The sequence below is a fragment of the Uliginosibacterium flavum genome (assembly GCF_040566545.1).
GTDB classification, from domain to species: domain Bacteria; phylum Pseudomonadota; class Gammaproteobacteria; order Burkholderiales; family Rhodocyclaceae; genus Uliginosibacterium; species Uliginosibacterium flavum.
The window spans coordinates 1-25,782 of the sequence record NZ_JBEWZI010000034.1 but is presented as its reverse complement, the minus strand read 5'-3'; the positions used below and the strand labels follow the sequence as shown (position 1 = coordinate 25,782).

Here is a 25,782-nt window from a genome sequence, read left to right as displayed (position 1 = left end):
AAGGTCTGTTGTTTCATCATGGGCCGAATTTTACCGAACTCAACCCTATGACGGAGACTTGTTCAGCGTAGCCTTAACGTCAGTGGCGGTCTTGAAGCCTTTCAGGTCGGGTTTGTCATCCAGATATTTCTCGTTATCGCGGTGGGCAATGATGTGGCTGGTGTAGGCCAGCGCGCCGTCTTTCAGATCGGAGGTGTACAGACAGAGAAACTGGGTTTCGCTGATCTGCTGGGCATAGCTGAAAAGCTGGTCGCCGTCCAGTTGGGTCTTGTTCCACGCACGGTTGAATTCCGTACCGGCGGTTTTGCACTCGATAATGAGCAGTGGCTTGCCGGAGTTGTCCTTGACCAGAATGTCGGCGCGCCCACCGCTGGCGCCGTGCCCGAGTTTCCACTTGGGTTCGAGTTCGATGTTTTCGGGCTTGTAGCCTTTCATCAACAGGCGATGCACACACTCCAGCACCACGAAATTCTCATTGGACGCGAGATTGCAGGTCGTGCGCTCATTGACCGTCAAGCCATCAGTTTCGGGATAGATGATTTCTCCCTTGGCAAGATTGACTTGGAGTTCAGCAGTGCCTGTGTTTGGGCGGCAACTGAAGACGTTCCCTTTTTTGTGGAAGCCCAGCAGAATGAGCAGTTCGGGAAGGTTTTCTTTGGTGATCATGTGATTGCGGCAGTGTGTTGCCGATCGGCAACACAGCCTTGCATTGTTGTGACGTAACCAAAAGTCTAACAGCAAGCGTAACTGGTTAAGCTGGTTGCGTAACTGAAAGTCTCGCCGCCTAGCGTTGCGGCATGAATCCAACCAAACAAGCTTTTGCCGAACGCCTGATTGCCGCGATGCAAGCCTTAGGGCTGGAACCTAAGCCAGCGGTGCTGGAGCGCGAGTTCAATCAGCGCTATTGGGGCAAGGCGATGACCTTGCACGGAGTACGTCGCTGGTTGCGCGGCGAAACCTTGCCTAGCCACGAGAAGTTGCTGGTACTTGCGGAATGGTTACGCGTACAGCCACAGGAGTTACGTGACGGGCCGGAAGTTGAGGCGCGCATCCGCAAGGCGAAAGCGCGTTGGGATGAAGGCGTGGGTTATACCGAACGTGAAGTTTTTGAAGCCTTTCTGAGCCTGCCTGCGCCGCAGAAGAAGATCGTTTGCGAAGTCATCCTCGCCTTCGCCAAGGCGCAGCAGCTGCAATAAAGCCACCACGATCCGTCGATTGCCAATGCTGGCTTGTCGCTGCGCTCCGAACCCACCCTACAAGCCATGCCCGCAGAGCCTCACCCAGCTTGCCTATGCGGCAAGGCGTGCTGAAGAGGTCCGCCCGGTGCGGCTTTGCGAGGCTTATGTCCTGAAGCCTCGCCTGATCAAGCGTGTGTGAGTGAGTCTTGCTTTCGTCTCGGTGCAGCAGGCGCGGGTCGATCTCGCGCAGGAAGGCTTCGACGCGTGCGCGGGTTTCTGCATCCTGACCGAAAAAGGCGCTGCGACGGAACTCCGGGTCGCTCCAGTATTGGCGCAGCAGCCCATTGACCCTGACGATGAATTGACGCCCCCAGTCGTTCTGCGGGGCAACGAAATACACCGGGATATAGCGTGGCATGCCTTCGATGGCGACATGCACCAGCGCGTCGCCCGGCGCCCGATAAACTTCGTGATACAGACGCTCTTCGCTGGGGAAGGCGATCGCCATGTCCAGACGGCCGAGCATCATCATGCGTACCAGACCTTCACCCACATCATCGGCGGCGGGGCGCTTGAGGATGCGTGGATGGCCTTTGAACGCGGCGAGTTGCTCGTCGACGGCACGGCCGTAGGAACGCCCGCTGCTGATGCCCAGCATGAGGCTGCTGTTCTGAATTGCTTCGCTGAGGCGCAGTTCACCGGCACTGTTGAGCCAGGGTTTGAGTTGCGCCAGCTTGCTGCGCGGCAGGATCAGGCGTGGCGGCAAGGTGATCAGAAAGGGCTCGGAGAAGAGCATGTAGGCTTCGCGCTCGGCGTTGCGCTGCAGGCCGCCACAGACCACATGTGCGCCGGCGCGTATGTCGGCCTGGGTGCGGGCGATGTTCGAAAGCTGTTGCCGATGCTGGTACTCGGGCAGTTTCTTAACTAGGAAGCCAACGTGTCCGTCCACAACGCCTTGCCCGGCGTTCGGTCCGTCGGTAATCCACATCGGTGGCAAATCGAATTGGCACCAGGCCAGCGGATCGGGTTCCGCCGCGAAAGCTGCCAACGGCAGGCTGATCAGTGCTATCAGGGTGGTTCTGAGCCAGCGTGTGAGGCGGGGGAGACGGAGCATGGTGCGTCCGGGAAAGAGGCTGAGGCATGAGCATAGGCCACAATTCGCCCGGATGATTTTGCGCTGCACTGTTGAACCACAAGCCGGGCGGCGGTGCATACCTTCCGGGTGGAAGGGCCCGCGGCCGGTGTCCGCTTTAAGCTGCGGCTTCCCGGCGCGCTGCGCTACCTGATCCCGAGGAAGTCATGGACCCCATGTACTACCAGCCTTCCGGCAAGCTGCCACTCAAGACTTTGCCCGCAGTCCTGCTAGCGGCGGCCTGCAGCATTCCATTCGGGTGGCTGTATGCCTGGCTGATCTGGCACATCCCGCTGGTCTATATCAATTTCCTGATCACCTTGGGCTTCGGCGGGATCATGGCGGTGCTGATGATGACGGCGCTGGATCACGGCCATTGCCGTAACCGCTGGTTTGCGAGCCTGGCCGGGCTCGGCGTGGGCATCGTCGGCGGGTATGCGCAGTGGGCTGCCTGGCTGGGCTTCGTGCTGGCCGACAGCGGTACGGCGCCGGGCTGGCTGTATTTTCTGAGTCATCCGGAGGAAGTCTGGGCGCTGGCCTGGCAGGTGAATGAGACTGGCGTGTGGTCTCTGCGCAATTCAAGCGAAGCCGTGTCGGGCGTGTGGCTGGATATCGTCTGGGGGATCGAAGCCGTGATCCTGCTCGGCCTGCCCCTGCTGGGTGCGCGCGTGCAGGTCAGCAAGCCTTTTTCGGAGCATGCCGGCAGCTGGTTCGAGAAGACCGAACTGAGTTCAAAATACACTTGGGTCGGCGACAGCCAGGCCTTTGTCAGCCAGCTGGAAAGCACACCGGCCCTGCTGCGCGAGATGCTGCAGCACGCCACCGAGGACGCCAGCCAGTACGCGCTGGCCAGCGTGTACCAGTGCCCCGGTGACGCGCATGCCTACTTCAATCTGGAGAACGTGGAAGTCACCCAGAAGGACGGCAAGGAAAAAATCGAACGCCGCACAGTGATCGAATCCTTTCGCATCAGCGCGGCGCTGGTGGGCAAGCTGGGCTAAGGCCTGCCCGGAGAGGCCTACTGCGCGGGCGTCTCCGGATAGGTGCGGGGCAGACCATGGTCAGCGCCAATGGGCGTCTTGAGCAGGACGCTGTTCTGGCGCAAAGCCGCAGTTCAAGCGCCCGGCTAGAATCAGGACGTGAGCGAAACAAGCACTGTTCCCTGTCTGCTGGCCGCCTGGCGTGCGAACGAGCGGGCCTTGCGCGGCTGGCTGATCCATCAGCTGCATGACAAACCCTTGGCCGAGGATCTGCTGCAGGACGTTTTCCTGAAGGCCATGCGCCAGGGCGAGCGTTTCTGCAATATCGGGAATGCGCGCGCCTGGCTCTTCGAGGTGACGCGCAACACCCTGGCAGATCAGCTGCGCCGCACGCGTGACAGCGTAGCGCTGCCGGATGATCTGAGTGTGACCGACGAGGCGCCGCCGCCGGTCGACAGCCTCGCCAACTGCCTGCCGCGCGTGCTCGCCGAACTATCGGCGGAAGATCGCGAAGCCATCACCTGCTGCGATCTGAATGGCATGAGTCAGGCGGATTACGCGCACCAGCTCGGTATCAGCCTGCCCGGTGCCAAGTCGCGTGTGCAGCGTGCCCGGCAACGTCTCAAGACGCAGCTGGCCAGCGCCTGTCAGGTTCGCTTTGATGAACAGGGCAAGATCTGCTGTTTCGTCCCGCGCCCGTCGCTGGAATCAAATCATGACTGAAGCCGCCGACCTCGCCAGCCAGCTCAACCTCGGCTGCGCCTGCCAGTTTCTGGATCGCGAACGCCTGTGCGCCGAGCTCTCGCGGGAGCCCGCGCTGGCCGGGATCTGCCCGGATCTGCAGCACAGTCATCCGCATCTGTTCTCGGCCTCCAGCGTCTTCGTCAGCCCGGCCCAGGTCGCAAGCATGGCGGCCGTCGTTGCCGCCGTGGAGCGAGTGGTCGCGCTGCCGGCCTGGCAAGATCGCGCGCTGGCCGATGCAGCCACGCTGGCGCAAAAGCCCCAGGGCGCGCGTGGCGGCCTGCTCGGTTTCGACTTCCATCTTGATGCTGATGGCGTTTCCCTCATCGAGATCAACACCAATCCCGGCGGCGCGCTGCTCAATGTCGCCCTGGCCCGCGCCCAGCGCGCCTGCTGCGCCGAAACCGAATCACTGTTTGCCACGGCCACCGCCTGGCCACAGGCCGAGGCCGCAATCCTCGATGTGTTCCGGCAGGAGTGGCAACAAGCCGGCCACGCGGGCCAACCGACGCGTATCGCCCTCGTCGACAGCGATCCGGCCAATCAATACCTCTATCCCGAATTCCTGCTCTATCGCCACCTGTTCCAGCAGGCCGGTATCGCCGCCGTGATCGCTGACCCGGCCGAACTCGTCTGGCGCGAGGGTCGGCTATGGCATACCGAGGGCGCGGTAGATTTCGTCTACAACCGCCTCACCGATTTTCGTCTGGATGACCCCGCGCACGCCGGGCTCCGCGCAGCGTATGAGGCTGATGCCATCGTGCTGAGCCCGCATCCGCGCGCGCATGCGCTCTACGCCAACAAACGCAACCTGGCCTTGCTCTCCGATGCGGCCTTTCTGGCAAGCCTGAACCTGCCTGAAGAAGCGCGCCAGTCCTTGCTCTCCGGGGTGCCGCAGACCGAACTCGTGAGGCCGGAGCGGGCCGAGGCGCTGTGGGCCGCGCGCAAAACCCTGTTCTTCAAACCGCTGGAAGGCTTCGGCAGCCGTGCCGCGTATCGCGGCGACAAGCTCACGCGCCGGGTGTGGGACGAAATCCTGCAAGGCGATTACGTCGCCCAGGCCATCGCGGCGCCCAGCGAGCGCCTCGTGCCCCAGCCCGGCGAAGCCGCGCGCCTGAAACTCGACATCCGCGCCTATGCCTACGCCGGCCAGATCGTCCTGCTGGCCGCACGCCTGTACAGCGGCCAGACCACCAACTTCCGCACGCCGGGCGGCGGCTTTGCGCCAGTGTGGGTGCTGGCGCAGGCGTAGGTCTATTGCTATTCAGCCCAGCCAGCTCTCCACCTCGGCCACGGTAGGCAGCTTGCCGGTGGATACCAGCCTGCCATCCAGCGCCACGCCCGGTGTGCTCATCACGCCGGCAACGGCCATTGCGGCATAGTCGGTGACCTTCTCCAGTTCGACCGGAATGCCGTGTGCCTCCAGCGTTTGCTGCACAACTTCGGCTGTTTTCTGGCAACGCGCACAGCCGGGTCCATAGATAGTGACTTTCATGGTGTTTCTCCGGCGATCGGGTCAGCGGGGATGAGTGTTTTTGCGGCAGTGACCACGCGCTCGATGTTTTCGGGCGTCGCCGGCGCGTGACCTTTCGGCAGGCCCAGATCGGCCAGCTGCAGGCGGGCAAAGCCGCTCAGGCCCGCCTGTTGCAGACAGGCACTGGCGCAAGCGGCCGGACAGCCATCAATGGCCAGCACGCTGCGCGCTTCCGTCGTCGTGCGCAGGATGTCGGCAATCCGCCCGCCGATGCCGGCCAGACAATACATGCGCCCGATGTGCTCGCGGCTCAGTTGTCTGGCGGCCAGATCGGTCAGCGCGCCCACGTCCGCCGCACCCGAACAGGCGAAAATCAGCGTCGTGGCAACGCCACATTTGCAGGTTTGTTCAGTCATGTTGCGTCTCCTGTACAGAAAGTCCGAGCTTCGCGCGTTGTTGCAGCAGCCATAAGGCAGCCGCCAGCAAGCTCGCCCCCATCACCAGCAGCAGGGCCAGCCAGTGCAGCGCCAGCCCATCGACCCAGGCGCCGTAAAGCAGGCCGGCGGCCGTGCTGAAGATGGCGACCAGACCCACGTAGGCCAAGGTCTTGCGCCGACCGATGATGGCCACCGTCATCAGGATGCTCTGCAGGCTCAGCTCCGGGTCGGCCATCAGGTAGGCCAGCAGCGGGCCGGGGTGCATGCCCAGACTCAGGAACATCTTCGCCACCGGCACCTCGACCAGTGTCGGGAAATACATGAAGACGCCGAAGCCCACGGCCAGCGCGTTGCCCGCCAGATCGTTGCGACCGGCGGCGGCCTCGATCCATTCCGGCCGGATCAGCTGCCGCGCCATGCCGACGCAGAACACACCGATCACCAGCAGCGGAAAGATCTGCTTCACGAAGCGCCAGGATTCCCACAGCCAGGCGTGCCAGGCATCCGTGTCCAGACGCCGCGCGAAAGCCAGCACGGCCAGCAACGCCACACCTTCGGCGCAGACGCGCCCGGTGATGCCGATCTGCAGACTGTCGCCCTGCGGACTCAGGCGCAGGGTGGCCAGCAGCAAGGTCGCGGCCGCCGCCGCCAAAGCCGCCCAGGTCCAGCGCGTGGCGCCATTGAAGATGTTGGTAAGGCCGCGCCAGGCGCTCAGCCCGATCAGCGCCAGCAGTGCGATCAGCAGCGAACCCTGCACGCTGACGCCCTCTTCACCCTTGGCGGCATCGAACGGCACCCAGCTCAGCAGCTGCGCCTGCCAGGTTTCGGCGCCCGGCAATGGCAGCTCAAAGGAGACAAACACCGCGCTCAGGGCGTCGAGTTTCAGGGTGCCGGCCAGCAGCGTGGCTACCAGCGCCAGCAGCAGGCCCAGCGCCGGCTTGCCGATACGCTCGCCCGCGCTGAAGAAGGCATCGGTCGCGGCGTCGTGGCTGGCGTCGTCGCGCCAGAAGATCAGCGCCATCAACAAACCGATGCCGATGCCGAAGAGCAGGCACAGCAACACGCGGGCAATGGCAAATTCAGCGCCGAGCACGCTGCCGGTATAGGCCAGCGCCATGATGTTGCCGGCCGGCGCGAAGAACAGGAAAGTGATCGCCGGCCCCAACCCCGCGCCCTTGCGATGGATGCCCGCGAACAGCGGCACGATGGTGCAGGAGCACACCGCCAGCAGGCTGCCAGCCAGCGCGGCTGCCGGATAGGACACGTAGCGCGGCGCCGTGCGGCCCAGCCAGCGCGTAATGCTCTGCTTGGGAATCAGTGCCGTCATCGCGCCGGCAATGAAGAACGCTGGCAGCAGGCACAGCAGCACATGCGCCGCCAGATACGCCGCCAGATTGCCGAGGCCGGCCTGCAACAGATTGAGGAACATGAACGCCCCCATTTCTTTCCATTTCACCCACGCCATGCCTGATGTGGCTTACAAGGAAGACGCCGCAAGGTGGAAAAGGATGCAGAAACAGGATGCTTCAAGAGCCGCTTACCGCCTTGCTCTGTGAGCAGGTGTGCCGCAGATGACCTCGCTGCGCGGCTTGTGGAGCACGCATCCCGGAGACCCTTTGTGGATGCGGCTCTTCAGCTACCCGTCATGCCGAATTCAATCGGCGTCTTCACGTAGAAAATCTGGAGTTTCTCGTCTGCCAGGCGTGCGAAAAAGCGTTCGGCATCGGCGGCACTCACGGCCAGCGTCACCTCCACCGGCTGATCGGCCAGCTCGAAAAAATGGGCCGAATGCAGCGTGCCGTGATGGCCGAAGCCTTCGCTGGCCGCCATCAGGGTTGCGCCGCCCAGGCCCAGCGCGCGCGCCTCCTGCAGCAGCCATTCGCCCAGCGGCAGGCCGTGATGTTTACGGCTCTGCTCGGTGAAGAAGCTCAGTTGAAAGCCTTGCATGACACGTCTCCTCGAAAGGGTGGCGCCTGCTTTCAGTAAAGCCTGTGCGGGTGATTTGTGCCGGCTCAGTTGCTGCGGAACAGCGCAAAATTTGCCATGCCCGGCAGCGCCATTGCCAGCGAGCCCGGCACATGGACCACATCATCCGGCCGACAGGCATGGAAGGAAGGCACGCCTACTTCAATCGGGAGAGGGTGGATGTCACGCAGAAAGATGGCAAAAAGAGGATTGAGCGCAGCACGGCGATTGATCCTTTCGCAGCTGCGCCACCATTGCTGTAGAGGCAATCACCAAGCGAATCTTCAGCCAGGCTATTCGCAGAAGTCCGCCGGGAGCGGCTCTGCAGCCATGTTCTATTTGCTGATCAAGGCCGTAATCGCACGTTCGGCCAACTCGTTCAGATACAGCTCCAGATTCGTGTAGCCGCTGGTGCTGAGGGTACCGCCATCCTTGGCATCTTTCGGATTCAGGCCGTACGCCAGTTCCCAGTCGTCAGGAATGCCATCTTCATCCGTGTCGGCGGGGGCAATGCCGGCTGGCAGCACCGGCCAGCCGCCCACATCATTCTGCGTATCGATCAGGCGACCGTTGCCGCTGCGGACTTGCTCAATCACGCGCACATCCACCGCATCGCGTAGCGGCACACTGGCGCCTGCGTGGGCCAGCACCAGAGCGTAGGCTTCGGCGGCGGACTGGGTGCTCAACTGCGGGGTCACGAAGGCTTCTTTTACGTGGGTGATGTTGCCAGTGGTCTTGCCGGCTTCCGGGCCGAAGAAATTGCCGCTCGCGGGCGTGATCTCGGGGTGGGCTTCGATCACGTTATCGGCGGTAAAGAAGCGCGTCTTCTCATTGGCATAGGTGGTCAGGGTGACCGGCTGCAGCGAGCGGCTGCTTGGTCCGGGCTTGAGAAAGTTGGCCACGTAATTCACGCGGATGTCGCCATCGACCATGCCCGTCGCGTAATCGCCCCAGTCGTAGATCACGTTGTTGCGGAAATCGAAGGTCGGCGCGTCGTTGAAAAGCTTGCCGTAGTTGTCGCCGAAGCGCGGATTGCGGCCGCGATGATGCGCCCACAGATTGTGATGCAGGCTCACCCCGCCCACGGCGCGCAGCAGGCTGCCGTAGCCGTGCGAACCCTTCTTGTGGCCACTGTTGTTGAGGCTTTCGCTGATCAGGCACCACTGCAGGGTGATGTCCTTGATGTAGCCGGACGGTGACAAGGTTTCGTCGATCGACCAACTGGCCGAGACGTGATCGAGGATGATTTTCGAGGCGCCGTCCACGATGGAAACGGCGTCGTCATCGCGCCCGGTCTCGTTGCCGTGGCGCACGCGGATGAAGCGGATGATCAGGTTGCTGCCGGAGATGATCAGCGGATGGCCGCGCAGGGTGATGCCACCATCGGGAGCTGTCTGCCCGGCAATGGTGATGTTGCTGCCGGAAATGCTCAGTGGTGAAGTCAGTTTGATCTCGCCGCCGACCTTGAACACGATGGTGCGTGCGCCCCAGCCGAAGAGCGCCGAGCGCAGGCTGCCACTGCCGGAGTTCTCCAGATTGGTGACGAATACCACTTTGCCGCCGCGCCCGCCGCTGGCTTCCGCGCCGAAGCCTTCGGCCCCTGGAAAGGACGGAATGGCTTGCGCCGAAGCGGTGCAGCTAATAGCCAGCAGGGTCGCGCAGAAAAATTTGATCGACATGAAGTGAAGTGTAAGAGCCTGACTGTGTTGATTCAGTGGGAGCGCAGCAGCGTGTAAGTTGCCAGACCCAGCAGCGTCATCGCCAGTGAACCCAGCACATGCACCGCAATCGCCCCGCCGGCCCACAGCAGGCGGCCTTGTTGCAGCAGCGAGGTGACTTCGGCCGAGAAGGTCGAGAAGGTGGTCAGGCCGCCGAGAAAACCGGTGATCACGAACAGCCGCCATTCCGGCGCCAGGCCCGCCTGTTGGCCGAAGAAGGCCACGGCCAGACCGATCAGATAGCCACCAATCAGGTTCGCCGCCAGGGTGCCGGGCGGGATCGCCGGGAACAGCGCGTTCAGGCCGGAGCCCAGCAGCCAGCGCAGCACCGCCCCGAGCGAAGCCCCTGCACTGATGGCGAGAATGGAATTGAACATGAGTCGTGCGGATGCGGAAATCGTGGAAGCCGAAAGCATACCCCGGGAGGGCTGACGGAAGGGTTGCCGACGGGTGATTGCCCGACAAACTTGCTGTAGGCTTTCATCGATGCCAATCATTCAATTCCGCCGGCTTTCATCTTCCGCGTGTTTTCAGGGCCTGCTCAAGCGCGCCCGCGTCCTTGCGCTGCTGTGTCTCGTCGGCCTCCTGTTGCCGCTGGCCTCGCATCTGCTGGCCGCATCGGACAGCACGCTGGCCTGGCTGATCGATCTGGCTTGCCATTGGCAGTGGTTGTACGTTTGCGGTCTGCTGGTTTTCGGCGCGCTGGCGGCGTGGGCAGACCGGGGCTGGGCCTGTCTTTTACTGGCTTTGCCGCTGCCCTGGCTGACGGCGGCACCCTCGGCGCCGACCTTGGCGCAAGGCGTGGTGGTGCTGAGCGTAGTGAGTGCCAATGTGCATCTTGAGAATGACGATGCTCAGTCCCTGCGCCGTTGGCTGGGCGTGACACGGCCGGATGTGGTGATCCTGCTGGAAGTCTCGCCAGCCTATGCGGCGGGTTTGCAGGGCCTGAGCGATTACCCGCATCAGCAATTGCTGACGCAGGAAGGGCCTTTCAGCATGGCGCTACTCTCGCGCCACCCTTTGTTTGGCGTGGAAGTGCTACGTGATGCAGACGGCATTCCTGGACTGGCCGCCAGTCTGGACGTTGCCGGTCAGCGCGTGCGGATTCTGGCCGAGCATCCGATGCCGCCCCTGTCGCGCTACGATCACGTCCAGCGCAATCAGAAACTCGCCGCGCGCGCCGCCGAAGCCGCCGCCAGCGCCTTGCCGAGCGTGCTGGCAGGTGATCTGAACGCCACGCCCTGGTCCTCGGCCTTTGCCGGACTGGCCGGTCAGGGGCTTCGCCGCGCCAGCGGGATCACGCCTACTTGGCCCGCCATCGGCCGGGCGTTCCCGGGGATTCCGATTGACCATGTGCTGGTCTCGTCGCACTGGGCGGTGGTGAGTACCGCGCGCGGGCCGGATCTGGGCTCTGATCATTATCCGGTGCTGGTGAGGCTGGCTTTGCCTGCGTCGCGACCTTGAAGCCGGCCAGCCGGTAGAATGCCGGCTTTTCGTTCAGGTGTAGTTGCCGTGTCTTTTCACCCCGTCGAACATTTTGGTCAGGTCTTCACGCCCCCCGCCGTGGTCGCGCAGATGCTGGGTTTGCGCCGCAATGCGGGTCGCGTGCTGGAGCCCTCCTGCGGCGATGGTGCGTTTGCGCGCGAATTGCCGGGCTGCGTGGCGATCGAACTGGATGCGCGCGTGGCGCCGGCGGGCGCGCTGAACATGGATTTCTTTGCCTATCCGGAAAGTGAAAAATTCGACAGCATCATCGGCAATCCGCCTTATGTGCGCTTTCAGGATGTGCTGCCGGAAACCCGCGCGCGCCTGGACATGACGCGGTTCGATTCACGCAGCAACCTGTTCCTGTTCTTCATCGAAAAATGCGTGCGCCATCTGAATCCCGGGGGCGAGCTGATCTTCATCGTGCCGCGCGATTTCATCAAGCTGACGGCGGCGCGCAAGCTGAATGCCTGGCTGTTCGAGCAGGGCACGATCACCGATTTCATCGAGACCGGCGATAGCAACATCTTCGGCGCCTTCGTGCCGAACTGCGCGATTTTCCGTTTCGAAAAGGGGCGCAGGGACCGGACCATGAGCGATGGCCGGCACGTGTTCACGCTGGTCGACGGGCAGCTGATGTTCCTGCGCAACGATTATTCGGTGCCGCTGGCCAGCTTGTTCGACGTGAAGGTGGGCGCGGTGTCCGGCGCGGATTCGATCTTCACGCACCCGCGCGGTAACCGCGAATTCGTGTGTTCGAAGACGGTGGACACGGGCGAGACGCGGCGTATGTACTACGACGTGCAGAACGATCATCTGGCCGCGCACAAGGAACAACTGCTGGCGCGCCGGGTGACGAATTTTGATGAGTCGAACTGGTGGAAATGGGGGCGACGTCATCACGTATCGGAGGCAGCGCGCATCTACGTGAACGGCAAGACGCGACGCGCGAATCCGTTTTTCAAGCACGATTGTCCGGATTACGATGGATCCATTCTGGCGCTGTTCGCGAAGCATCCCGCGCTGAATGTCGAGCGTGCCATCGAGCTGCTGAACACGGCTGTGGATTGGCAGGAGCTGGGTTTCGTCTGCGACGGACGCTTCCTGTTCACCCAGCGCAGCCTGCAGACCTGCCTGCTGCCGGAAGTTTTTCGCGAACTATTGCCGAAGGCCTGAAGAGCCGCGCCCGTATTGGATCTGCAGGCACCTGCCTGAAGACGCCCGCCCGGAGCGGCCCTTTAACCAAGGGCTAGCCGCGGTTCGGGGCGCGGGGTGAGATATGGCGATCTGCTGGAGCGCTGGCGGAGTTCGCTTCGCTCGTCCGCCTTATGAAAATCGGGTCATCAGCTCGATTGCCACCAACCCCAATACGCCAAGCGTCAGCACAGTAATCCAGCGATTGCGCCTGCGTTGCAATTCCAGCAACTCGGCATGCCGCGCGGCTTCGCGTTCCTGCGTGTCGATATTCAGCAAACGGTGCAGCAGGCGCGGCAATTGCGGCAGGGTGCCGGCCCAGTTCGGCGCTTCGTCCTTGATATGCCGGACGAGTGCGCGCCAGCCGATCTGGTCGCTCATCCATTTTTCGAGGAAGGGTTTGGCGGTTTGCCACAGGTCCAGATCCGGGTCGAGTTGGCGACCGAGGCCTTCGATGTTGAGCAGGGTTTTCTGAAGCATCACCAACTGCGGTTGCACCTCCATCTCGAAGCGGCGTGCGGTCTGGAACAGGCGCAGCAGGGTCTTGCCGAAGGAAATGTCCTTGAGCGGGCGGTCGAAAATCGGCTCACACACGGCGCGAATTGAAGTTTCGAACTCATCCACACGCACATGCGCCGGCACCCAGCCCGCATCGATGTGTGCCTGCGCCACGCGCTTGTAGTCGCGCTGGAAGAAAGCCAGGAAGTTCTGCGCCAGATAGGCTTTATCGCGATCGGTCAGGGTGCCCATGATGCCGAAATCCAGCGCCACGTATTGCCCGGTATTGGTCACGAGGATGTTGCCGGGATGCATGTCGGCGTGGAAATAGCCGTCGCGGAAGACCTGGGTGAAAAAGATCTCGACGCCCGCGCGCGACAGCGCCTTCATGTCGACGCCTTGCCCGCGCAGAGTGTCGATCTGCGAGACCGGCGTGCCGACCATGCGCTGCATGACCAGAGCTTTGCGCGTGCAGAAATCCCAATACACTTCTGGCACCAGCAGCAGGGCGGAGTCGTGGAAATTGCGCCGAAGCTGCGAGCAATTCGCGGCTTCGCGCATCATGTCCAGCTCGTCTTCCAGGTGACGGGCGAATTCCTGCACCACTTCGCGCGGCTTCAGGCGCTTGCCGTCGGCCCACAGTTTCTCGATCAGCAAGGCGGCTGTGTCGAGCAGGGCCACGTCGTGTTCGATCACCGACTCGATGCCGGGGCGCAGCACCTTCACGGCGACCTCGGTGCCATCGGGCAGCACGGCGAAGTGGACTTGGGCAACGGAGGCCGAGGCGACCGGCTCGGCCTCGAACTGGCGGAAGACTTCGTGCACCGGCTTGCCATACTCGCCCCGCAGCACTTCGAATACCTGAGCGGAAGGAAAGGGCGGGACCTGATCCTGTAGCTTGGCCAGCTCGTCGGCGATATCCAGCGCCAGCAGATCGCGCCGCGTGGACAGCATCTGGCCAAACTTAACGAACAGCGGCCCCAGCGACTCCAGCGCCAGACGCAGGCGCACTGCGCGCGGCTCGGCAAACTGGCGTGCCGGCACGAGGCGATGCACCCATTCGCCGATGCGGGTGTTGGCGGCATGATCGCGGATCATCTGATCCAGACCGAAACGCAAACCGACGGAGATGATCTTGAGAAGGCGGAACAGGCGCACGGTGGGAGGGCTCTGGCGGGAAAGGGGCGATGGTAGCACCGCCTGCGGCGGAGGACTGAGCAATGAGGACTGAGTGCTGAGTGGGCATACTTGCAGAGCCGCGCCCGGCAAGCTTCTTCGGGCACCTGCCTGAAGAAGTCCGCTGGATGCGGCATTCCAGCCACCATTCTGTATGGTTGGGCGCAAGCCCGATACCCCGCCGTGTCTGCGCGCCCGTGTTGGGCTGAAGCCCGACCTACAAAAAACTGCGCTGGCGCAGCCAGCGGAAACATCACTCAGTCCTCAGTCCTCATTGCTCAGTCCTTCTTCACCAACAAGTTACAATCTCCCTCCCCACCCCCGAGCGCACAAAAAAACCATGACCCGCCCAATCAATGACACTTTCCTGCGCGCCCTGATGCGCGAGCCCACCGACTACACGCCGGTCTGGTTAATGCGTCAGGCGGGCCGTTATCTGCCCGAATACCGCGCCACGCGGGCGCATGCGGGCAGTTTCATGGATCTGTGCCATAACGCCGCTTTCGCCACCGAAGTGACGCTGCAGCCGCTGGCGCGCTTTCCGCTGGATGCGGCCATCCTGTTCTCCGACATCCTGACGGTGCCGGACGCGATGGGCCTGGGCTTGTCTTTTGCCGAGGGCGAGGGCCCGCGCTTTGCCAGCCCGTTGCGTACCGAAGCGGCGATCAAGGCGCTGGAAGTGCCGGACATGGAGAAGCTGGGCTATGTGTTCAACGCCGTCAGCGAGATCCGCAAGGCACTGAAGAACAAGCTGCCGCTGATTGGCTTCTCTGGCAGCCCGTTTACGCTGGCCTGCTACATGATCGAAGGCGGCGGCTCGGACGATTTTCGCCATATCAAGGGCCTGCTGTTCAGCCGGCCGGATCTGCTGCATCGCATCCTCGACATCAATGCGCGCACTGTCACTGAATATCTGAACCAGCAGATCGAGCATGGCGCGCAGGCCGTGATGATCTTCGATACCTGGGGCGGCATCCTGAGCGGCGCTGCCTATCGTGAATTCTCGCTGGCCTATATGCGCCAGATTGTTGCTGGCCTGAAGCGCGAACACGAGGGCGAGCGCGTACCAGTGGTGTTGTTCACCAAGGGTGGTGGCCAATGGCTGACGGAAATGGCCGACACCGGTTGCGATGCGCTGGGTCTGGACTGGACTGTTGATATTGCTCAAGCGTATGCCCTTGTAGGCAGTAGGGTCGGCTTGCAAGGCAACCTCGATCCGGGCGCCTTGATGGGCTCGCCCGAGGGCGTGGCGGCCGAGACGCGACGCATCCTGGATGCCGTCGGAACCCGGCCTGGCCACGTTTTCAACCTCGGCCACGGCATTTCGCAGCATGCCCCGCACGACAATGTGCGCGTGCTGGTCGACACTGTGCACAGCCATAGTCGGGCTTTGCGCAGCAGCACAAGCGTGTGACCGGCGCGTGACGGGCGTGTTGCACTGGGGTGACATGCAAAGTGAGTCTGGAGGCCGCTTTGCAAGGTGCATTCGGTGTACAAGTACGGCCCGCGCGGCATCGCAAGGGCTTGACTTATTCACAAGATGCCTTTCCTCGCAGAATGCTGCAGTGCGGCGCTCGGCGAAAATTGCCGCCGTGTCGCAAGTTGATGATTAGTAACGGGTTTTATTCTTTAATTTGGGCTTAACACGAATCCTCAATCGTGCGCAAGCCCTGTTGTTGCCGCGTCTGCAGTCGCAATACTCACATTTTTATCCACAGGAGTTGTGGATAAAACGCAAGCTCGATTGGCAGCAAGCGCTTGCTGCATTTATCGCCTAAAGCACTAGAGATTTACCCGCCAAATGGCTGACGTAAAAGAACTTTATCCCGCCATAAGAGACGCTTCTTGACCCGCATAGTCCGTGTTGCCCTCCCGCTGCCCAGGCCTCGCCTGTTCGATTACCTGGCTGATCCAGCCAGCGAACCGGCGGTTGGACACTGCGTCCGACTGCCCTTTGGTACGGGTGAAAAAACCGGGGTCATCGTTCAGCTGGATCCACCGGATTCCCCGCCTGTGGATAAACTCAAGGTGGTACTGGAGCTGCTCGCCGAGATTCCGCCCCTGCCTGCCCAATGGCTGGCCCTGACCCAGTTCGCCGCCCGCTATTACCAGCATCCGCTCGGCGAAGTCATTTCCGCCGCCTTGCCGCCGGGCATCCGCCGCACCGTGAAGCTGCCGCGTGACGACGATCCCTGGCTGACCACGACCACCGAGGGGCGTGCCGCACTCAGCGCAGCGAAACGGATCACCAAGGCGCTGGCAGCGGTTGAAGCTGTGCAAGCCGCTGGCGCACGCCGCCGCAGCCAGTTGCTGACGGATCTCGAAGGCGATGCCTCGGGGGCGATCCGCGAAGCCCGCGCCAAGGGCTGGCTGGAAACCGTGGCCCGCGCGGGCGAGCGCGAGCCCATCGGCGCGCTGACCCTGAACGAGGCGCAGGCTGCCGCCGTGGAAAAGGTCAATGCCGCGCATGGCCGCTTTGCGCCTTTCCTGTTGTTCGGCGTCACCGGCTCCGGCAAGACCGAGGTCTACCTGCACCAGATCGCCCACACCCTGGCGGCCGGCAAGCAGATCCTGATGCTGGTGCCCGAAATCGGCCTGACCCCGCAGCTGCTGGAGCGTGTCGCCAGCCGCTTCCCCGGCGCCAATCTGGTTTCTCTGCACAGCGGTATGGCCGACGGCGCGCGTTCGCTGGGCTTCGTTCAGGCGCTCAAGGGCGAGGCGGACATCGTCCTCGGTACGCGCCTCTCCGTTTTCGTGCCGCTGCCCCGGCTGGGCCTGATCGTCATCGACGAGGAACACGATAGCTCCTTCAAACAGCAGGACGGCCTGCGCTACTCGGCGCGCGATCTGGCCGTGTGGCGGGCCAATCACGAGAAGCTGCCGATCGTGCTCGGCTCGGCCACGCCTTCGCTGGAAACCTGGCTGCACGCCGAGGCCAAGCGCTACACCCGTCTCGATCTGCCGCTGCCCGCCGTGGCCGAACGCCCGCCCGCGCTGCGGCGTATCGACACGCGCCGCGTCAAGCTCGACAACGGTCTCTCGCCGGGGCTGCTCAAGGCCATCGGCGAGCGTCTGGCGCGCAAGGAGCAGAGCCTCGTCTTCCTGAATCGGCGCGGTTACGCCCCGGTGATCGCCTGCCCGCAGTGCAACTGGGTCAGCGCCTGCCCGCACTGCTCGGCCAACATGGTTTTCCACGCCGCCGACCGCAGCCTGCGCTGTCACCACTGCGGCTCGGAGGCGCCGGTGCCGCGCGTTTGCCCCGGCTGCGGCAATCAGGATCTGCATGCTTTCGGGCGCGGCACCCAGCGCCTCGAAGAACGCCTTGTCGAACATTTTCCGAACGCCCGCATCGAGCGTGTCGATCGTGATTCCGTGCGCACCCCGTCACAATGGGAAGAAGTGCGCGGGCGCATCGAAGCCTGCGAGATCGACATCCTCGTCGGCACCCAGATGCTCGCCAAGGGTCACGATTTTCCGATGCTCACCCTGGTCGGCATTGTCGGCGCGGATGCGGGTCTGTATGCGGCGGATTACCGTGCGCCGGAACGTCTCTTTCAGCAATTGATGCAGGTGGCCGGGCGCAGCGGGCGCGGCGAGCTGCCCGGCGAGGTGCTGGTGCAGACCGAGTTTCCCGAGCACCCGCTGTATGAACACCTCGCGCGCCGCGACTACCCCGGCTTCGCCAAGCGCGAACTCGCGGATCGGCGTCTCGCCGGCTTCCCGCCCTATGGTTTTCACGCCGTACTGCGCGCCGAGGCGCCGGAACTGGACACCGCCGTCGCCTTCCTCGCCAAGGCGCGCGACGAAGCCAACGCCCTGCAAAGCGCGGCGCGGCTCTACGACGTGGTACCGATGCGCCTGGTACGCAAGGCCCGACTGGAACGCGCCCAGCTCGTCATCGAATCCGACACCCGGCCCGGCCTGCAAAGCATGCTGACGGACCTGATGCCGCTGCTCTACGCGCTGAAACTGCCTAAGGAGTTGCGTTGGCACATGGATGTAGATCCGGGCGAGTTGTGACGCCAGACTTCAGAGCAAGATGGCAAGCGATCTTCGTCGCGGTCCTTATTGCGCTGATCGAACCTGATTGGCCGGCGGCTGCAGCACCGGCGCGATGAAATCCGGCGCGAACAGGATGCAGTGCTGGTTGATCAGATGCACGCTGGAATGATCGTCCTGCCCCGGTTTGATGCGCTTGGCCTGCAAGGCCTTGAGGCGCTCGCGCCGGGCTTCGATGCCTGCAATCAGCAGATCGTAGGGGGCGGCATCGGCCGTGCCATCGTCCAGGCGGAAATCATGTTGCTCCCAGCGCATCGGGAGGCCGGGCAGTCTGCAGTCCTCCTTCACGCCGATGATGTGGCTGAAATCCAGCTTCTGCGCGTCGAACCAGTTGAAGCTTGGCAACGCGTAGTTGCCGGGCAGACGGCGCAGGGTACTGGTGTCGAAGTCGATGATGCGGATTTCATGCGGCACCTCGGGCGCATGCGCAAACCCCAGCACCGCCAGGTAACGCCCGCAGTCAGACCAGATCGCCTCGTGCGCCACCAGGCCCGGATCGACGCCGCAGGAAGTCTGCAGACGATAGCCATGCCAGGCCTCGGCGTGTGGCCCGTTGCCGAAGTCGTGAAAAAAGCGTGCGGTGTTTTCCGGCCGGGCGCGGTTGATCAGCTCAACGTCCGCGCTCAGGCGCAACTGGCCGAGGTAGCTGAGTTTGGACAGGTCGATGCGGTAGAGGTAATAGCGGGTGGCGCGCGGGCGCAGCTCTTCGTGCTCGCGGCCTTCGGCATCCCACCAGCTCGCTTCGTAATCGTCATGCGGGAAGACGTAGCTGAAGGAATAGCTCTCCGCCTCGTCCGGGTATGTGTTGCGCGGCATGGCGCAGGCCGTCGCGACGAGCTGGCCGGGGGCATCGCTCGTCATCTCTTCGAAATGCAGCCAGGTGGAGGGGTCGCAATGCCCCAGTGCGACGCGGGTGGCGGCATCGGTGCTGAAATGAGTGCGCAGGCTGCAGAAATCCAGCAGCTCGTCATTGAGGATCAGGTAGCAGCCTTCCCAGCGCCGCCAGTTGTCGTCGTCTTCGGGGGCGTGGGGTGCGTCGATCCATTGCGCGCGCGGCAGCATCCTGACCGGCTCGCCGAACACCTCACCGTCAATGCTCACCTGATAGTGCGCGTGGCCGTAGCGCTGGAACGGGTTGCGCAACATGCCACGCGTATCCGGCAAGAGGCTCACCACATGATGCCCGCCGGAACTGGCGATGCGGGTTTCGGCAAAGTCCGGGAAGGGTTCGCGCTCCGGGTAGTCCAGCACCCACCAGCCATCGTCCTGCGCCATTGGCAATTCGCGCGCCTCGGCCAGGCGCCGGGGCAGGCTTTCCTCGTCCGGCATCGGCCCCAGCAGTTGGTAGCAGCGCCGCGCCTGCAGATCGACCAGCAGACTGCCTTCTTCGCAGCCGGCGGGGCTGAGCCAGGCGTAGCGGCCTTCGCCCAGCAGATACACCTCGTCGAGCATCGAGGCGAAGGCACAGCCATTGGCGAAAATGATCTCGCCATAGCTCGGCCCACCCATGCCGATTTCACCCCACATGAAGGTTTCGAAGGCGTTCGGCGCTTGCGTGTTGTCCGGGCGATGCAGATCGATTTTTCCGTCAGGTCGCAAGGCAGGCACGGGCAACTTGTTGATCATGAAAGTAGGTAATTCACGTGCTGGTTGGCCGGCGCCGGTTGAGAAGGGTTCGCTCAACAGCATGTACAGCCCCCAGGCGCAGGGCCAGGTGTAGATGGGTGCAAGTACCATCGCCAGCCAGTTGCCGGCCACGGCATAATCCACGATGAACTGCAGGCCCAGACCCAGGGCCAGACCCGCATACAGGCTGCCGAGCAGGCGCCGGTAGCGCGGCCAGTCGAGCTTGTAACACCAGCGATGCCCGGCCAGCACCGCCGCACCCGCCAGCAGAATATGGCCGATAGGGATGAACAGCGCCAGGATGACCGTGGGTAGGCTGATGAGTAGAAAGCGGAGCATGGAGCGAAGTATCGCAGGGCGGGCGCCGGGACGGGAAGCCCTCGGATTGCAGCGTGAAGAGCCGCGCGCAGCTTGCTTCTACGCCATGCCTACCGGCACAGGTAAGCAGGAAGCCATTCTTTAAGCGATGTCGCCGTCGAGGTAATACCAGCGCCCGTCTTCCAGCACGAAGCGACTGTTTTCTTCCAGGCGTTCAGCCCGCCCACCGACGCGGCAGCGCGCGATGAAGTGCACCGTGGCGTGGGTTTCGTCCTGTTGTGCGACCGCCGCGATTTTCAGGCCGATCCACTTGGGCTGTGGTGGTGTGCTCACATCCAGATCCGTCGGGCAGCTTGAGGCATGCCAGGTGGCGCGCAGGTAATCGCCCAGACCCAGCGCGAACGCTGAGTAGCGTGAGCGCATCAAGGCTTCGGGCGTGGGTGCCGCAGCGCCCGCGTGATAGCGCCCGCAGCACTTTGCGTACTCAGCCGGCAAGCCGCAGGGGCAAGGCGTGTTCACTTGGCCCCGGTGGCTTGTTCGATGGCGCGCTCGGTCGCCAGCTGCTGAATCGTCACCCCCGGCGGCAGTTCCTTTTTCGGCGGCTCCGGGATCTTGGTGGCCGGCACGCTGCTCATCATGCCTTTGTCGGCGACCAGTTCAGCCTTGGCGTTGGGCGGCGGCTGAGTGCCGTAGGTGAATTGACCCTTGGCGTCTTTCCAGCGGTAGAGCACCGTCGGCGCAGGCTGCATGGCGGCGGGCAGGGACTGCAGGGATTGGGGCAAGGGTAGCGCGGAGGCTGTACTGACCGTCCACGACTGCAGCTTGGCCAGTGCCGGCCCGAACAGGCCGGACCAGAAAGCCACGCCTGCGAGCACCACCAACAGCAAGGGAATGCGCCATTTCATCGCTTATTCCACCGCGCGAATGGCAGTCACGAAATACTGCGTCTCGCCGAAACAGTTGGTCGGCACGCCAATGTGCTGCTCGTAGCTGACGCTAACGCGCTTGCCCATCAAGGCGTTGATCTGCGTAGCGACCGCATCGTCACGCACTGAAAATGTGAAGATCTCAGCCGGCTGACCGGGCAGATTCACCAGTGCCAAATCGCCCTCCCAAGTCTTGCAGATCCAGCCCTTGTGCGAGAACTTCTGCACATACCCGGCGCGCTCGCCATCGGAGTAGTTATAACTCAGCGTAAGCCAAGTGTAGACCGCGCCCAGCAGCACAATGCCGGCGAGGATGATGCCGAGGATGATCAGCACGGCCGCGCCGCGTTGTTGGTTGATGCGCATGGAATGAACTCCTGGTGGGTTTTGGGCAGTATAAAGCAGCGTGCGGGTGAAACGATGACAGGCTGTGTTCTCCGGCCAGGTGGTCATAGACAATGGAATCGGTCAGCGGCACGATCAGGCCTTCGAATCCCTCACTCAACAAAAAGCAATTGCCCATGCCGAAAGCCAGGCATTGCCCGAAACCACCGAACGCAACCCAGTGGTCAGGCTAGAGAAGGAGTGCTACCGGGTCAGCGGACACTACGTCGAGCTGCGCAAGCTGCCATTGGGCATCGCGCTCTGGTCGCCCTACGATCCAGTTTTCAATGAACAGATCAAGGAATGGGCGCGCCGCCTTGGCGGCAAATACAAGGCGGGATACCGAAACTGGGTGTTCAACTCCACCGTGAAGCCGTTTCTAGTCAATGCAATCAAGGCTGCCGGCGGGGTGGAAATGTAGGCGTGCTCAGTTTTCCTGATACGCCCGCTCGATTAAAGGCTTGGCCTTTTCGAAGTCAGCGGGCGTACGCAAGGTCAGCTCCAGATCGCCGGCTCCCCAGTGGATTTCACTTTCCGTGTCATCCGACATTTTGTCGGGTGACAAAGAACTTGAAAACGCGAGTACTGATTCAATAAGCTTTTTCCACTTTCTGTGTCATCACTTGCTTACTGTTGTGACACAGAAACTGCAAAGAGCCGAATTCCGTGACAAGGATAGTGAAAAATCCTGAAACGCATCGCCCAAAGCACAGTAAACAGTGGGAACCAATAGCGATAATTGTAGCCTCAAACCGTCCTGAAGATTCCTTCAGACAAGGCTTTCAAGCCGGGATGAGCTTCCAGCCACCCGATACCCCATCGCTCGATACCCCCGCTGACGCTTGTCCCACATTCGGAGCAATGCCGGATGGCCAGTATCGATGAAATCGATGATCCGGACATCAGTCTTGGTGGCGTGCTCCCTGTGCAAACGGCCTGCGTACTGCTGCAAGTTGCCCTTCCACGAGATCGGCATGGCCAGAATCAAGGTGTCGAGCGGCGGATGATCAAACCCTTCTCCTACCAGCTTGCCGGTTGCCAGCAAAACACGTGGCGCACCCGGTGGCATCGCTTCGAGTAGCGCAATCGTGGCTGAGCGCAGCTTCTTGGACATGCGCCCATGCAGCGTTGTAACTGGAAGCTCTTTGACCGCAAGGGCTTGCCGAATCGCCTCGACGTGCTCAGTTCGCTCGGTCAGGACAAGCACTTTTCGGCCCTGGCTGAACGCTTTGCCAACTTCATCTGCAATCGCCTCCGTCCGCTCCACGTCTTCAGCCAGATGCCTGAAAACATCCTGGATCCGCGCATCCGGTGCCATGGCAATGATCAGGTTGCACGCGCGGGGAATCACTTCCAAATCGTGTGGCGCAGACTCTGAACGCGTCGCCAGATGCCGGATCGGGCCACACTGCATGAAGATGATGGGCTGCTGCCCGTCGCGCCGGATGGGCGTCGCCGTCAGGCCCAACACGTACTTGGCCTTGATCTGTTTGAGGATCGCTTCAAACGAGACGGCGCCGATGTGGTGGCATTCATCGACGATGACTTGCCCGTAATTCTCAACAATTGGATTGACCTCGCCTTGCCGCGACAGGGATTGCATGACAGCAATGTCGATCAAGCCGGTCGGCCTGGCTTTACCGCCCCCTATCGTACCGACGATTTCCTTGCCCACACCCAGAAAGCTTTGCAGTCGTTCCTGCCATTGCTTGAGCAGTTCAGTGCGGTGGACAAGAATCAAAGTATTGGTCGCGCGTCGGGCAATGAGTGCCGCTGCCGTCACAGTCTTGCCGAAAGCGGTCGGCGCACAGAGCACGCCGAAATCATGGGTCATCACTTCGCCTACCGCCCGCTCCTGATCCGCACGCAGCACCCCCGCAAAACTCAACTGAACAGGCTGGCCCGCAAATCGCTCGTCGCGAAGCTCAAGCCCAACACCGTTGCTTTTGAGCAAATTCTCCACCGCACTCAGGCAACCACGGGGCAATGCGATGTGGCGCGGATAATTCTCTGCACACGCGATCACGCGTGGCGTGTCCCACACCGACATTCGCATGGCCTGAGACTGATAGAACTTTGGATTCTGGAAGGCTGCAAGACGAATCAGGCGATTGGCCAAGGCTGGGGGCAGGGACGCCTTTTCGAAATAGATGAGGTTGGCGAGGACGGCCGTCAAAGACTGGGGCAGCGGACCGGCAAGCTTGGGCGCCGCCTGCACGGGCTTTTTCCAGGGCTCGACGTAATCCTCTTCATCGATGAAGCTTACATCCAGCGGGTGAGCACCACCTGTCGCACGCAGGATGACGGGCTCGATATCGTGAAACGGCATGCGCTCCAGTGACGAGAGAAACGCCCACTGATCCGGATACGGATTCAGTTGCTCATCCACAAACACGCTGCAGTCGCGCTCCCGCGCCGCCTTCTGCAGAGGCAGGGCAATCAGGTTGCCAAACCCGCCCTTGGGCATACTGTCCTGATTCGGAAACAGTCGGTCGTAGGAGGAAAGCTGCAATTGCCGCATGCGCGCGCAGGTGAAACTGATGATCGCAGAACCCAGTCGGCGTGCATCACGTGCAGAAACAGCACTGGAGAAGAACACCCAGGCATGCGCACCAGCCCCTGAACGGGATATTTCCAAAGCAGACGGCACACCAAGTTCGCGGCAGGATTGCAGGAAGGCTTTGGCATCCTCGCGCCAGTCTGCTTCATCGAAATCTGCCGCCAGAAAATGGCAGGTATCGTCAGGCAGAAGCGGATATACGCCGATGGTGTGCTCACCGGCCAGGTGGTCATAAACAATGGAATCGGTCAGCGGCACGAACAGCCGTTTGTTGCACTCGCCGCACTTGATGCGCGGCTTCTCGCAAACCCCTGCGCGCCATTCGTTCGCACAGGTCGGGCTGTAACCTGACTTGCCTGAAGTTTTGCTTTCCCAGCGAACAGGATAGACGTCATCCCGACCTCTGAAGAGGCGCCGGAACAAAGCCACCTTTTCAGCGGTCGTCAGCCTGGAGATTTCGAGAGCTTTGGCCGGTACCGGTGGTGACGGTGGTGGCACTGCGTCAGGAGCACGCCACTCAATCCCATGCGCTTCAAGCAATGCGATCAGGCGAGCGTTTTCAGCATTTAGTGCTGCAAGCGAGGCGTGATCAGCAGGCATAGCGTCAGATCAACTCACTGACCTCGCGCAGTCTGGCTGCACTCAGCGGTAGCTGAAGCTTTTCAAGCATCGTCACCAGGTCTGCTGCGTCAATGGGCGGTTTGCGCAGTCTGGTGCGCATGGCCTTGATGGCTTTAAGTGCCGGAAATGGCGCCAGATCGAGTTGATTCAGCAGGAAATCGTCAGGGTGTTGAATCTCAACCTGCATTGCATCCATGACTTCAGCCGGGAAGTCCTTCAGATTGAAAGTCACGATTGCGTCGGCATGGCCGCGAAGTGCAGCAGCAACGACATGACGATCATCCGGGTCCGGAAGTCCCGTAATGATCTGCTCGATGGGTTCCCACCCCATCACGAGGCAATCTGGAATGGCACTGCTCATCAATGCACGGGTGCGCTGCAGATCCTCCAGCTTCAGATCCGGACGTTGCAGCAACAGGTTGCGAACCCATTCGTTCTGAATCCGCTCAGACCAGCGCGCATGAAACAGGCCCGCACTGGCAAGGCTCAAGAGCAGATCGCGCAGAGGCGCGGGGTACAGCACGCAAGCGTCCAGAATCACCGTGTAGCGTGCTGACCCTGCCATATCAATATCCCAAGCCCAACTCTTGAGCCTGATCGGCCAAGGCCTGTAGCGCGGCATCCGATTCAGAGCGGGATTTCTGCTGATAGGCAATCATGTCCTCGAACAGGACGCGCCGATGACGACCAACCTTACGGCAAGGCAGGTGTCCTGCATCGATCTCCTTGACCACGTACGGGCGCGACACATTCAGCATGTTTGCCACTTCCTGAGTGGAGAGTTCAAGTTTCTGCGGTACCACAGTGACAGGCTGACGCTGCGCCATGACTCCAAGCAGGTCAGCCATGAAACGCAGCACCTTCGGGGGAAGCTCGACAACAGCCTCCGCTTCGTCTTCACCCTGTGCAATCAGACATATGGTTTCCGCCCGCGAATGATCCAACGCTGCCATCAAGCAACGTTGAGCGGCTTGCGCCAGTGCCGCATCGTGCTCATCCAGCACGGTGTCGATGGCTGCTTGCGCGTTTGCCATGATGCTTTCCTCCTGTTTGTTTCTCTACGGGTGTTACCAGAAGTAGCACCTTGATATCCGTAATATACGAAACAAACGAAATAAACGAAACGTTTACTGGCTGTATTTTTTAATCCCCCCGATAGGAGGATGAATTTTCGATGCTCTTCAATGCACCCTCAACGGCCTGTGCACAAACTTCCTCTACAGCTTCTCCAGCCAGGTCGTTGACGTACCCGTCCTGACGGATGCGGAGATCGCCGCCGCCGTCGCCGGCAGCGCACTCGAGGAAATTGT

General features: G+C 62.0%; 27 protein-coding genes and 1 pseudogene. 10 read left to right on the top strand and 18 right to left on the bottom strand.

Translation table 11 applies throughout. The features are described from left to right. Positions 1 to 45: 45 nt before the first annotated feature. Positions 46 to 666 (bottom strand): type I restriction enzyme HsdR N-terminal domain-containing protein, encoded by a 621-nt coding sequence (locus tag ABXR19_RS19105; RefSeq protein WP_354602756.1) that lies wholly within the window; start codon positions 664 to 666, stop codon positions 46 to 48. 131 nt (positions 667 to 797) lie between these two features. Here ABXR19_RS19105 and ABXR19_RS19100 point away from each other — a divergent pair, with 131 nt between their 5' ends. Next, positions 798 to 1,196, top strand: a complete 399-nt coding sequence (locus tag ABXR19_RS19100) for a hypothetical protein (protein ID WP_354602755.1) — start codon at positions 798 to 800, stop codon at positions 1,194 to 1,196. On the opposite strand, the gene ABXR19_RS19095 is transcribed toward ABXR19_RS19100, so the two are convergent. Beyond that, complete coding sequence (locus ABXR19_RS19095) at positions 1,159 to 2,292, bottom strand: TIGR02285 family protein (protein ID WP_354602754.1); 1,134 nt, start codon at positions 2,290 to 2,292, stop codon at positions 1,159 to 1,161. The two genes, ABXR19_RS19100 and ABXR19_RS19095, sit on opposite strands and share 38 nt — an antisense overlap. A gap of 185 nt (positions 2,293 to 2,477) precedes the next feature. Between ABXR19_RS19095 and ABXR19_RS19090 the strand changes: the two genes are divergently transcribed. From ABXR19_RS19090 to ABXR19_RS19080, 3 genes are all read left to right on the top strand, one after another. After that, positions 2,478 to 3,311: a hypothetical protein gene (locus ABXR19_RS19090; protein ID WP_354602753.1), complete on the top strand. Its 834-nt coding sequence runs from the start codon at positions 2,478 to 2,480 to the stop codon at positions 3,309 to 3,311. Between the two features lie 138 nt (positions 3,312 to 3,449). Further along, positions 3,450 to 4,013: a sigma-70 family RNA polymerase sigma factor gene (locus ABXR19_RS19085; RefSeq protein WP_354602752.1), complete on the top strand. Its 564-nt coding sequence runs from the start codon at positions 3,450 to 3,452 to the stop codon at positions 4,011 to 4,013. Continuing rightward, on the top strand, positions 4,006 to 5,283 hold the full coding sequence (locus ABXR19_RS19080) for an ATP-grasp domain-containing protein (protein ID WP_354602751.1): 1,278 nt from the start codon (positions 4,006 to 4,008) through the stop codon (positions 5,281 to 5,283). Before ABXR19_RS19085 ends, ABXR19_RS19080 begins: the two co-directional genes overlap by 8 nt. A 12-nt stretch (positions 5,284 to 5,295) precedes the next feature. Here the strand turns inward: ABXR19_RS19080 and ABXR19_RS19075 are convergent, their stop codons facing one another. The 4 genes from ABXR19_RS19075 to ABXR19_RS19060 all read right to left on the bottom strand — a co-directional run bounded on the left by ABXR19_RS19075 (position 5,296) and on the right by ABXR19_RS19060 (position 7,889). Next, positions 5,296 to 5,526, bottom strand: a complete 231-nt coding sequence (locus ABXR19_RS19075) for a thioredoxin family protein (protein ID WP_354602750.1) — start codon at positions 5,524 to 5,526, stop codon at positions 5,296 to 5,298. Then, positions 5,523 to 5,921: a putative zinc-binding protein gene (locus ABXR19_RS19070; RefSeq protein WP_354602749.1), complete on the bottom strand. Its 399-nt coding sequence runs from the start codon at positions 5,919 to 5,921 to the stop codon at positions 5,523 to 5,525. The genes ABXR19_RS19075 and ABXR19_RS19070 overlap by 4 nt, the downstream gene beginning before the upstream one ends. Continuing rightward, the gene (locus ABXR19_RS19065; RefSeq protein WP_354602748.1) at positions 5,914 to 7,371 is read right to left on the bottom strand and encodes a permease; all 1,458 of its coding nucleotides are present in this window, start codon (positions 7,369 to 7,371) and stop codon (positions 5,914 to 5,916) included. Before ABXR19_RS19065 ends, ABXR19_RS19070 begins: the two co-directional genes overlap by 8 nt. A gap of 203 nt (positions 7,372 to 7,574) precedes the next feature. After that, positions 7,575 to 7,889 (bottom strand): DUF190 domain-containing protein, encoded by a 315-nt coding sequence (locus ABXR19_RS19060; RefSeq protein WP_354602747.1) that lies wholly within the window; start codon positions 7,887 to 7,889, stop codon positions 7,575 to 7,577. A gap of 131 nt (positions 7,890 to 8,020) precedes the next feature. Between ABXR19_RS19060 and ABXR19_RS19055 the strand changes: the two genes are divergently transcribed. Further along, complete coding sequence (locus tag ABXR19_RS19055) at positions 8,021 to 8,170, top strand: hypothetical protein (protein ID WP_354602746.1); 150 nt, start codon at positions 8,021 to 8,023, stop codon at positions 8,168 to 8,170. 72 nt (positions 8,171 to 8,242) lie between these two features. Here the strand turns inward: ABXR19_RS19055 and ABXR19_RS19050 are convergent, their stop codons facing one another. Both ABXR19_RS19050 and crcB read right to left on the bottom strand, forming a co-directional pair. Then, entirely contained in the window at positions 8,243 to 9,586 is a 1,344-nt protein-coding gene (locus ABXR19_RS19050; RefSeq protein WP_354602745.1) for a hypothetical protein, read from the bottom strand. 32 nt (positions 9,587 to 9,618) lie between these two features. Next, positions 9,619 to 10,002 carry a fluoride efflux transporter CrcB gene (gene crcB, locus ABXR19_RS19045; protein WP_354602744.1) on the bottom strand — a complete coding sequence of 128 codons (384 nt, stop codon included), beginning with the start codon at positions 10,000 to 10,002 and terminating at the stop codon, positions 9,619 to 9,621. Between the two features lie 109 nt (positions 10,003 to 10,111). On the opposite strand from crcB, the gene ABXR19_RS19040 reads away from it, so the two are divergent. Together ABXR19_RS19040 and ABXR19_RS19035 are read left to right on the top strand one after the other, a co-directional pair. Next, a complete protein-coding gene (locus tag ABXR19_RS19040) occupies positions 10,112 to 11,089 on the top strand; it encodes an endonuclease/exonuclease/phosphatase family protein (protein WP_354602743.1) in 978 nt (325 codons plus the stop codon). A gap of 18 nt (positions 11,090 to 11,107) precedes the next feature. Further along, on the top strand, positions 11,108 to 12,286 hold the full coding sequence (locus ABXR19_RS19035; RefSeq protein WP_354602742.1) for an Eco57I restriction-modification methylase domain-containing protein: 1,179 nt from the start codon (positions 11,108 to 11,110) through the stop codon (positions 12,284 to 12,286). 150 nt (positions 12,287 to 12,436) lie between these two features. Here ABXR19_RS19035 and ubiB read toward each other — a convergent pair whose 3' ends face one another. Beyond that, a complete protein-coding gene (gene ubiB / locus ABXR19_RS19030; protein WP_354602741.1) occupies positions 12,437 to 13,960 on the bottom strand; it encodes a ubiquinone biosynthesis regulatory protein kinase UbiB in 1,524 nt (507 codons plus the stop codon). 358 nt (positions 13,961 to 14,318) lie between these two features. Between ubiB and hemE the strand changes: the two genes are divergently transcribed. Both hemE and ABXR19_RS19020 read left to right on the top strand, forming a co-directional pair. Beyond that, positions 14,319 to 15,392: a uroporphyrinogen decarboxylase gene (gene hemE / locus ABXR19_RS19025; protein ID WP_354602740.1), complete on the top strand. Its 1,074-nt coding sequence runs from the start codon at positions 14,319 to 14,321 to the stop codon at positions 15,390 to 15,392. Positions 15,393 to 15,823: 431 nt separating this feature from the next. Continuing rightward, the gene (locus ABXR19_RS19020) at positions 15,824 to 17,998 is read left to right on the top strand and encodes a primosomal protein N' (protein ID WP_354602739.1); all 2,175 of its coding nucleotides are present in this window, start codon (positions 15,824 to 15,826) and stop codon (positions 17,996 to 17,998) included. 45 nt (positions 17,999 to 18,043) lie between these two features. Here ABXR19_RS19020 and ABXR19_RS19015 read toward each other — a convergent pair whose 3' ends face one another. From ABXR19_RS19015 to ABXR19_RS18995, 5 genes and pseudogenes are all read right to left on the bottom strand, one after another. After that, a complete protein-coding gene (locus ABXR19_RS19015; protein ID WP_354602738.1) occupies positions 18,044 to 20,002 on the bottom strand; it encodes a hypothetical protein in 1,959 nt (652 codons plus the stop codon). Between the two features lie 120 nt (positions 20,003 to 20,122). Continuing rightward, entirely contained in the window at positions 20,123 to 20,407 is a 285-nt protein-coding gene (locus ABXR19_RS19010) for a YchJ family protein (protein ID WP_354602757.1), read from the bottom strand. A gap of 36 nt (positions 20,408 to 20,443) precedes the next feature. After that, positions 20,444 to 20,500, bottom strand: a pseudogene (locus ABXR19_RS19005) (SEC-C metal-binding domain-containing protein); the annotation flags it as partial. Continuing rightward, entirely contained in the window at positions 20,497 to 20,886 is a 390-nt protein-coding gene (locus ABXR19_RS19000) for a DUF4124 domain-containing protein (RefSeq protein WP_354602737.1), read from the bottom strand. The gene ABXR19_RS19000 and the pseudogene ABXR19_RS19005, both read right to left, overlap by 4 nt. Positions 20,887 to 20,889: 3 nt before the next feature. Further along, on the bottom strand, positions 20,890 to 21,273 hold the full coding sequence (locus ABXR19_RS18995) for a DUF8785 domain-containing protein (protein WP_354602736.1): 384 nt from the start codon (positions 21,271 to 21,273) through the stop codon (positions 20,890 to 20,892). A gap of 64 nt (positions 21,274 to 21,337) precedes the next feature. Here ABXR19_RS18995 and ABXR19_RS18990 point away from each other — a divergent pair, with 64 nt between their 5' ends. Next, on the top strand, positions 21,338 to 21,712 hold the full coding sequence (locus ABXR19_RS18990; RefSeq protein WP_354602735.1) for a hypothetical protein: 375 nt from the start codon (positions 21,338 to 21,340) through the stop codon (positions 21,710 to 21,712). 6 nt (positions 21,713 to 21,718) lie between these two features. Here the strand turns inward: ABXR19_RS18990 and ABXR19_RS18985 are convergent, their stop codons facing one another. The 4 genes from ABXR19_RS18985 to ABXR19_RS18970 form a co-directional block, all read right to left on the bottom strand. Then, on the bottom strand, positions 21,719 to 21,841 hold the full coding sequence (locus ABXR19_RS18985; protein WP_354602734.1) for a hypothetical protein: 123 nt from the start codon (positions 21,839 to 21,841) through the stop codon (positions 21,719 to 21,721). A 219-nt stretch (positions 21,842 to 22,060) separates the two neighbouring features. Then, entirely contained in the window at positions 22,061 to 24,451 is a 2,391-nt protein-coding gene (locus tag ABXR19_RS18980; RefSeq protein ID WP_354602733.1) for a TOTE conflict system archaeo-eukaryotic primase domain-containing protein, read from the bottom strand. A 4-nt stretch (positions 24,452 to 24,455) separates the two neighbouring features. Continuing rightward, positions 24,456 to 25,037, bottom strand: coding sequence for a PIN domain-containing protein (locus ABXR19_RS18975; protein WP_354602732.1), 582 nt, complete (start codon positions 25,035 to 25,037; stop codon positions 24,456 to 24,458). A gap of 1 nt (position 25,038) precedes the next feature. Further along, entirely contained in the window at positions 25,039 to 25,506 is a 468-nt protein-coding gene (locus tag ABXR19_RS18970) for a helix-turn-helix domain-containing protein (RefSeq protein ID WP_354602731.1), read from the bottom strand. Positions 25,507 to 25,782 lie beyond the last annotated feature (276 nt).

Coding starts and splice junctions, on each gene's coding strand:
- ABXR19_RS19105 (WP_354602756.1), bottom strand. CDS start 666: ATGATCACCAAAGAAAACCTTCCCGAACTGCTCATTCTGCTGGGCTTC.
- ABXR19_RS19100 (WP_354602755.1), top strand. CDS start 798: ATGAATCCAACCAAACAAGCTTTTGCCGAACGCCTGATTGCCGCGATG.
- ABXR19_RS19095 (WP_354602754.1), bottom strand. CDS start 2,292: ATGCTCCGTCTCCCCCGCCTCACACGCTGGCTCAGAACCACCCTGATA.
- ABXR19_RS19090 (WP_354602753.1), top strand. CDS start 2,478: ATGGACCCCATGTACTACCAGCCTTCCGGCAAGCTGCCACTCAAGACT.
- ABXR19_RS19080 (WP_354602751.1), top strand. CDS start 4,006: ATGACTGAAGCCGCCGACCTCGCCAGCCAGCTCAACCTCGGCTGCGCC.
- ABXR19_RS19075 (WP_354602750.1), bottom strand. CDS start 5,526: ATGAAAGTCACTATCTATGGACCCGGCTGTGCGCGTTGCCAGAAAACA.
- ABXR19_RS19070 (WP_354602749.1), bottom strand. CDS start 5,921: ATGACTGAACAAACCTGCAAATGTGGCGTTGCCACGACGCTGATTTTC.
- ABXR19_RS19065 (WP_354602748.1), bottom strand. CDS start 7,371: ATGTTCCTCAATCTGTTGCAGGCCGGCCTCGGCAATCTGGCGGCGTAT.
- ABXR19_RS19060 (WP_354602747.1), bottom strand. CDS start 7,889: ATGCAAGGCTTTCAACTGAGCTTCTTCACCGAGCAGAGCCGTAAACAT.
- ABXR19_RS19055 (WP_354602746.1), top strand. CDS start 8,021: ATGGACCACATCATCCGGCCGACAGGCATGGAAGGAAGGCACGCCTAC.
- ABXR19_RS19050 (WP_354602745.1), bottom strand. CDS start 9,586: ATGTCGATCAAATTTTTCTGCGCGACCCTGCTGGCTATTAGCTGCACC.
- crcB (WP_354602744.1), bottom strand. CDS start 10,002: ATGTTCAATTCCATTCTCGCCATCAGTGCAGGGGCTTCGCTCGGGGCG.
- ABXR19_RS19040 (WP_354602743.1), top strand. CDS start 10,112: ATGCCAATCATTCAATTCCGCCGGCTTTCATCTTCCGCGTGTTTTCAG.
- ABXR19_RS19035 (WP_354602742.1), top strand. CDS start 11,108: ATGCCGGCTTTTCGTTCAGGTGTAGTTGCCGTGTCTTTTCACCCCGTC.
- hemE (WP_354602740.1), top strand. CDS start 14,319: ATGACCCGCCCAATCAATGACACTTTCCTGCGCGCCCTGATGCGCGAG.
- ABXR19_RS19015 (WP_354602738.1), bottom strand. CDS start 20,002: ATGCTCCGCTTTCTACTCATCAGCCTACCCACGGTCATCCTGGCGCTG.
- ABXR19_RS19000 (WP_354602737.1), bottom strand. CDS start 20,886: ATGAAATGGCGCATTCCCTTGCTGTTGGTGGTGCTCGCAGGCGTGGCT.
- ABXR19_RS18995 (WP_354602736.1), bottom strand. CDS start 21,273: ATGCGCATCAACCAACAACGCGGCGCGGCCGTGCTGATCATCCTCGGC.
- ABXR19_RS18985 (WP_354602734.1), bottom strand. CDS start 21,841: ATGTCGGATGACACGGAAAGTGAAATCCACTGGGGAGCCGGCGATCTG.
- ABXR19_RS18980 (WP_354602733.1), bottom strand. CDS start 24,451: ATGCCTGCTGATCACGCCTCGCTTGCAGCACTAAATGCTGAAAACGCT.
- ABXR19_RS18975 (WP_354602732.1), bottom strand. CDS start 25,037: ATGGCAGGGTCAGCACGCTACACGGTGATTCTGGACGCTTGCGTGCTG.
- ABXR19_RS18970 (WP_354602731.1), bottom strand. CDS start 25,506: ATGGCAAACGCGCAAGCAGCCATCGACACCGTGCTGGATGAGCACGAT.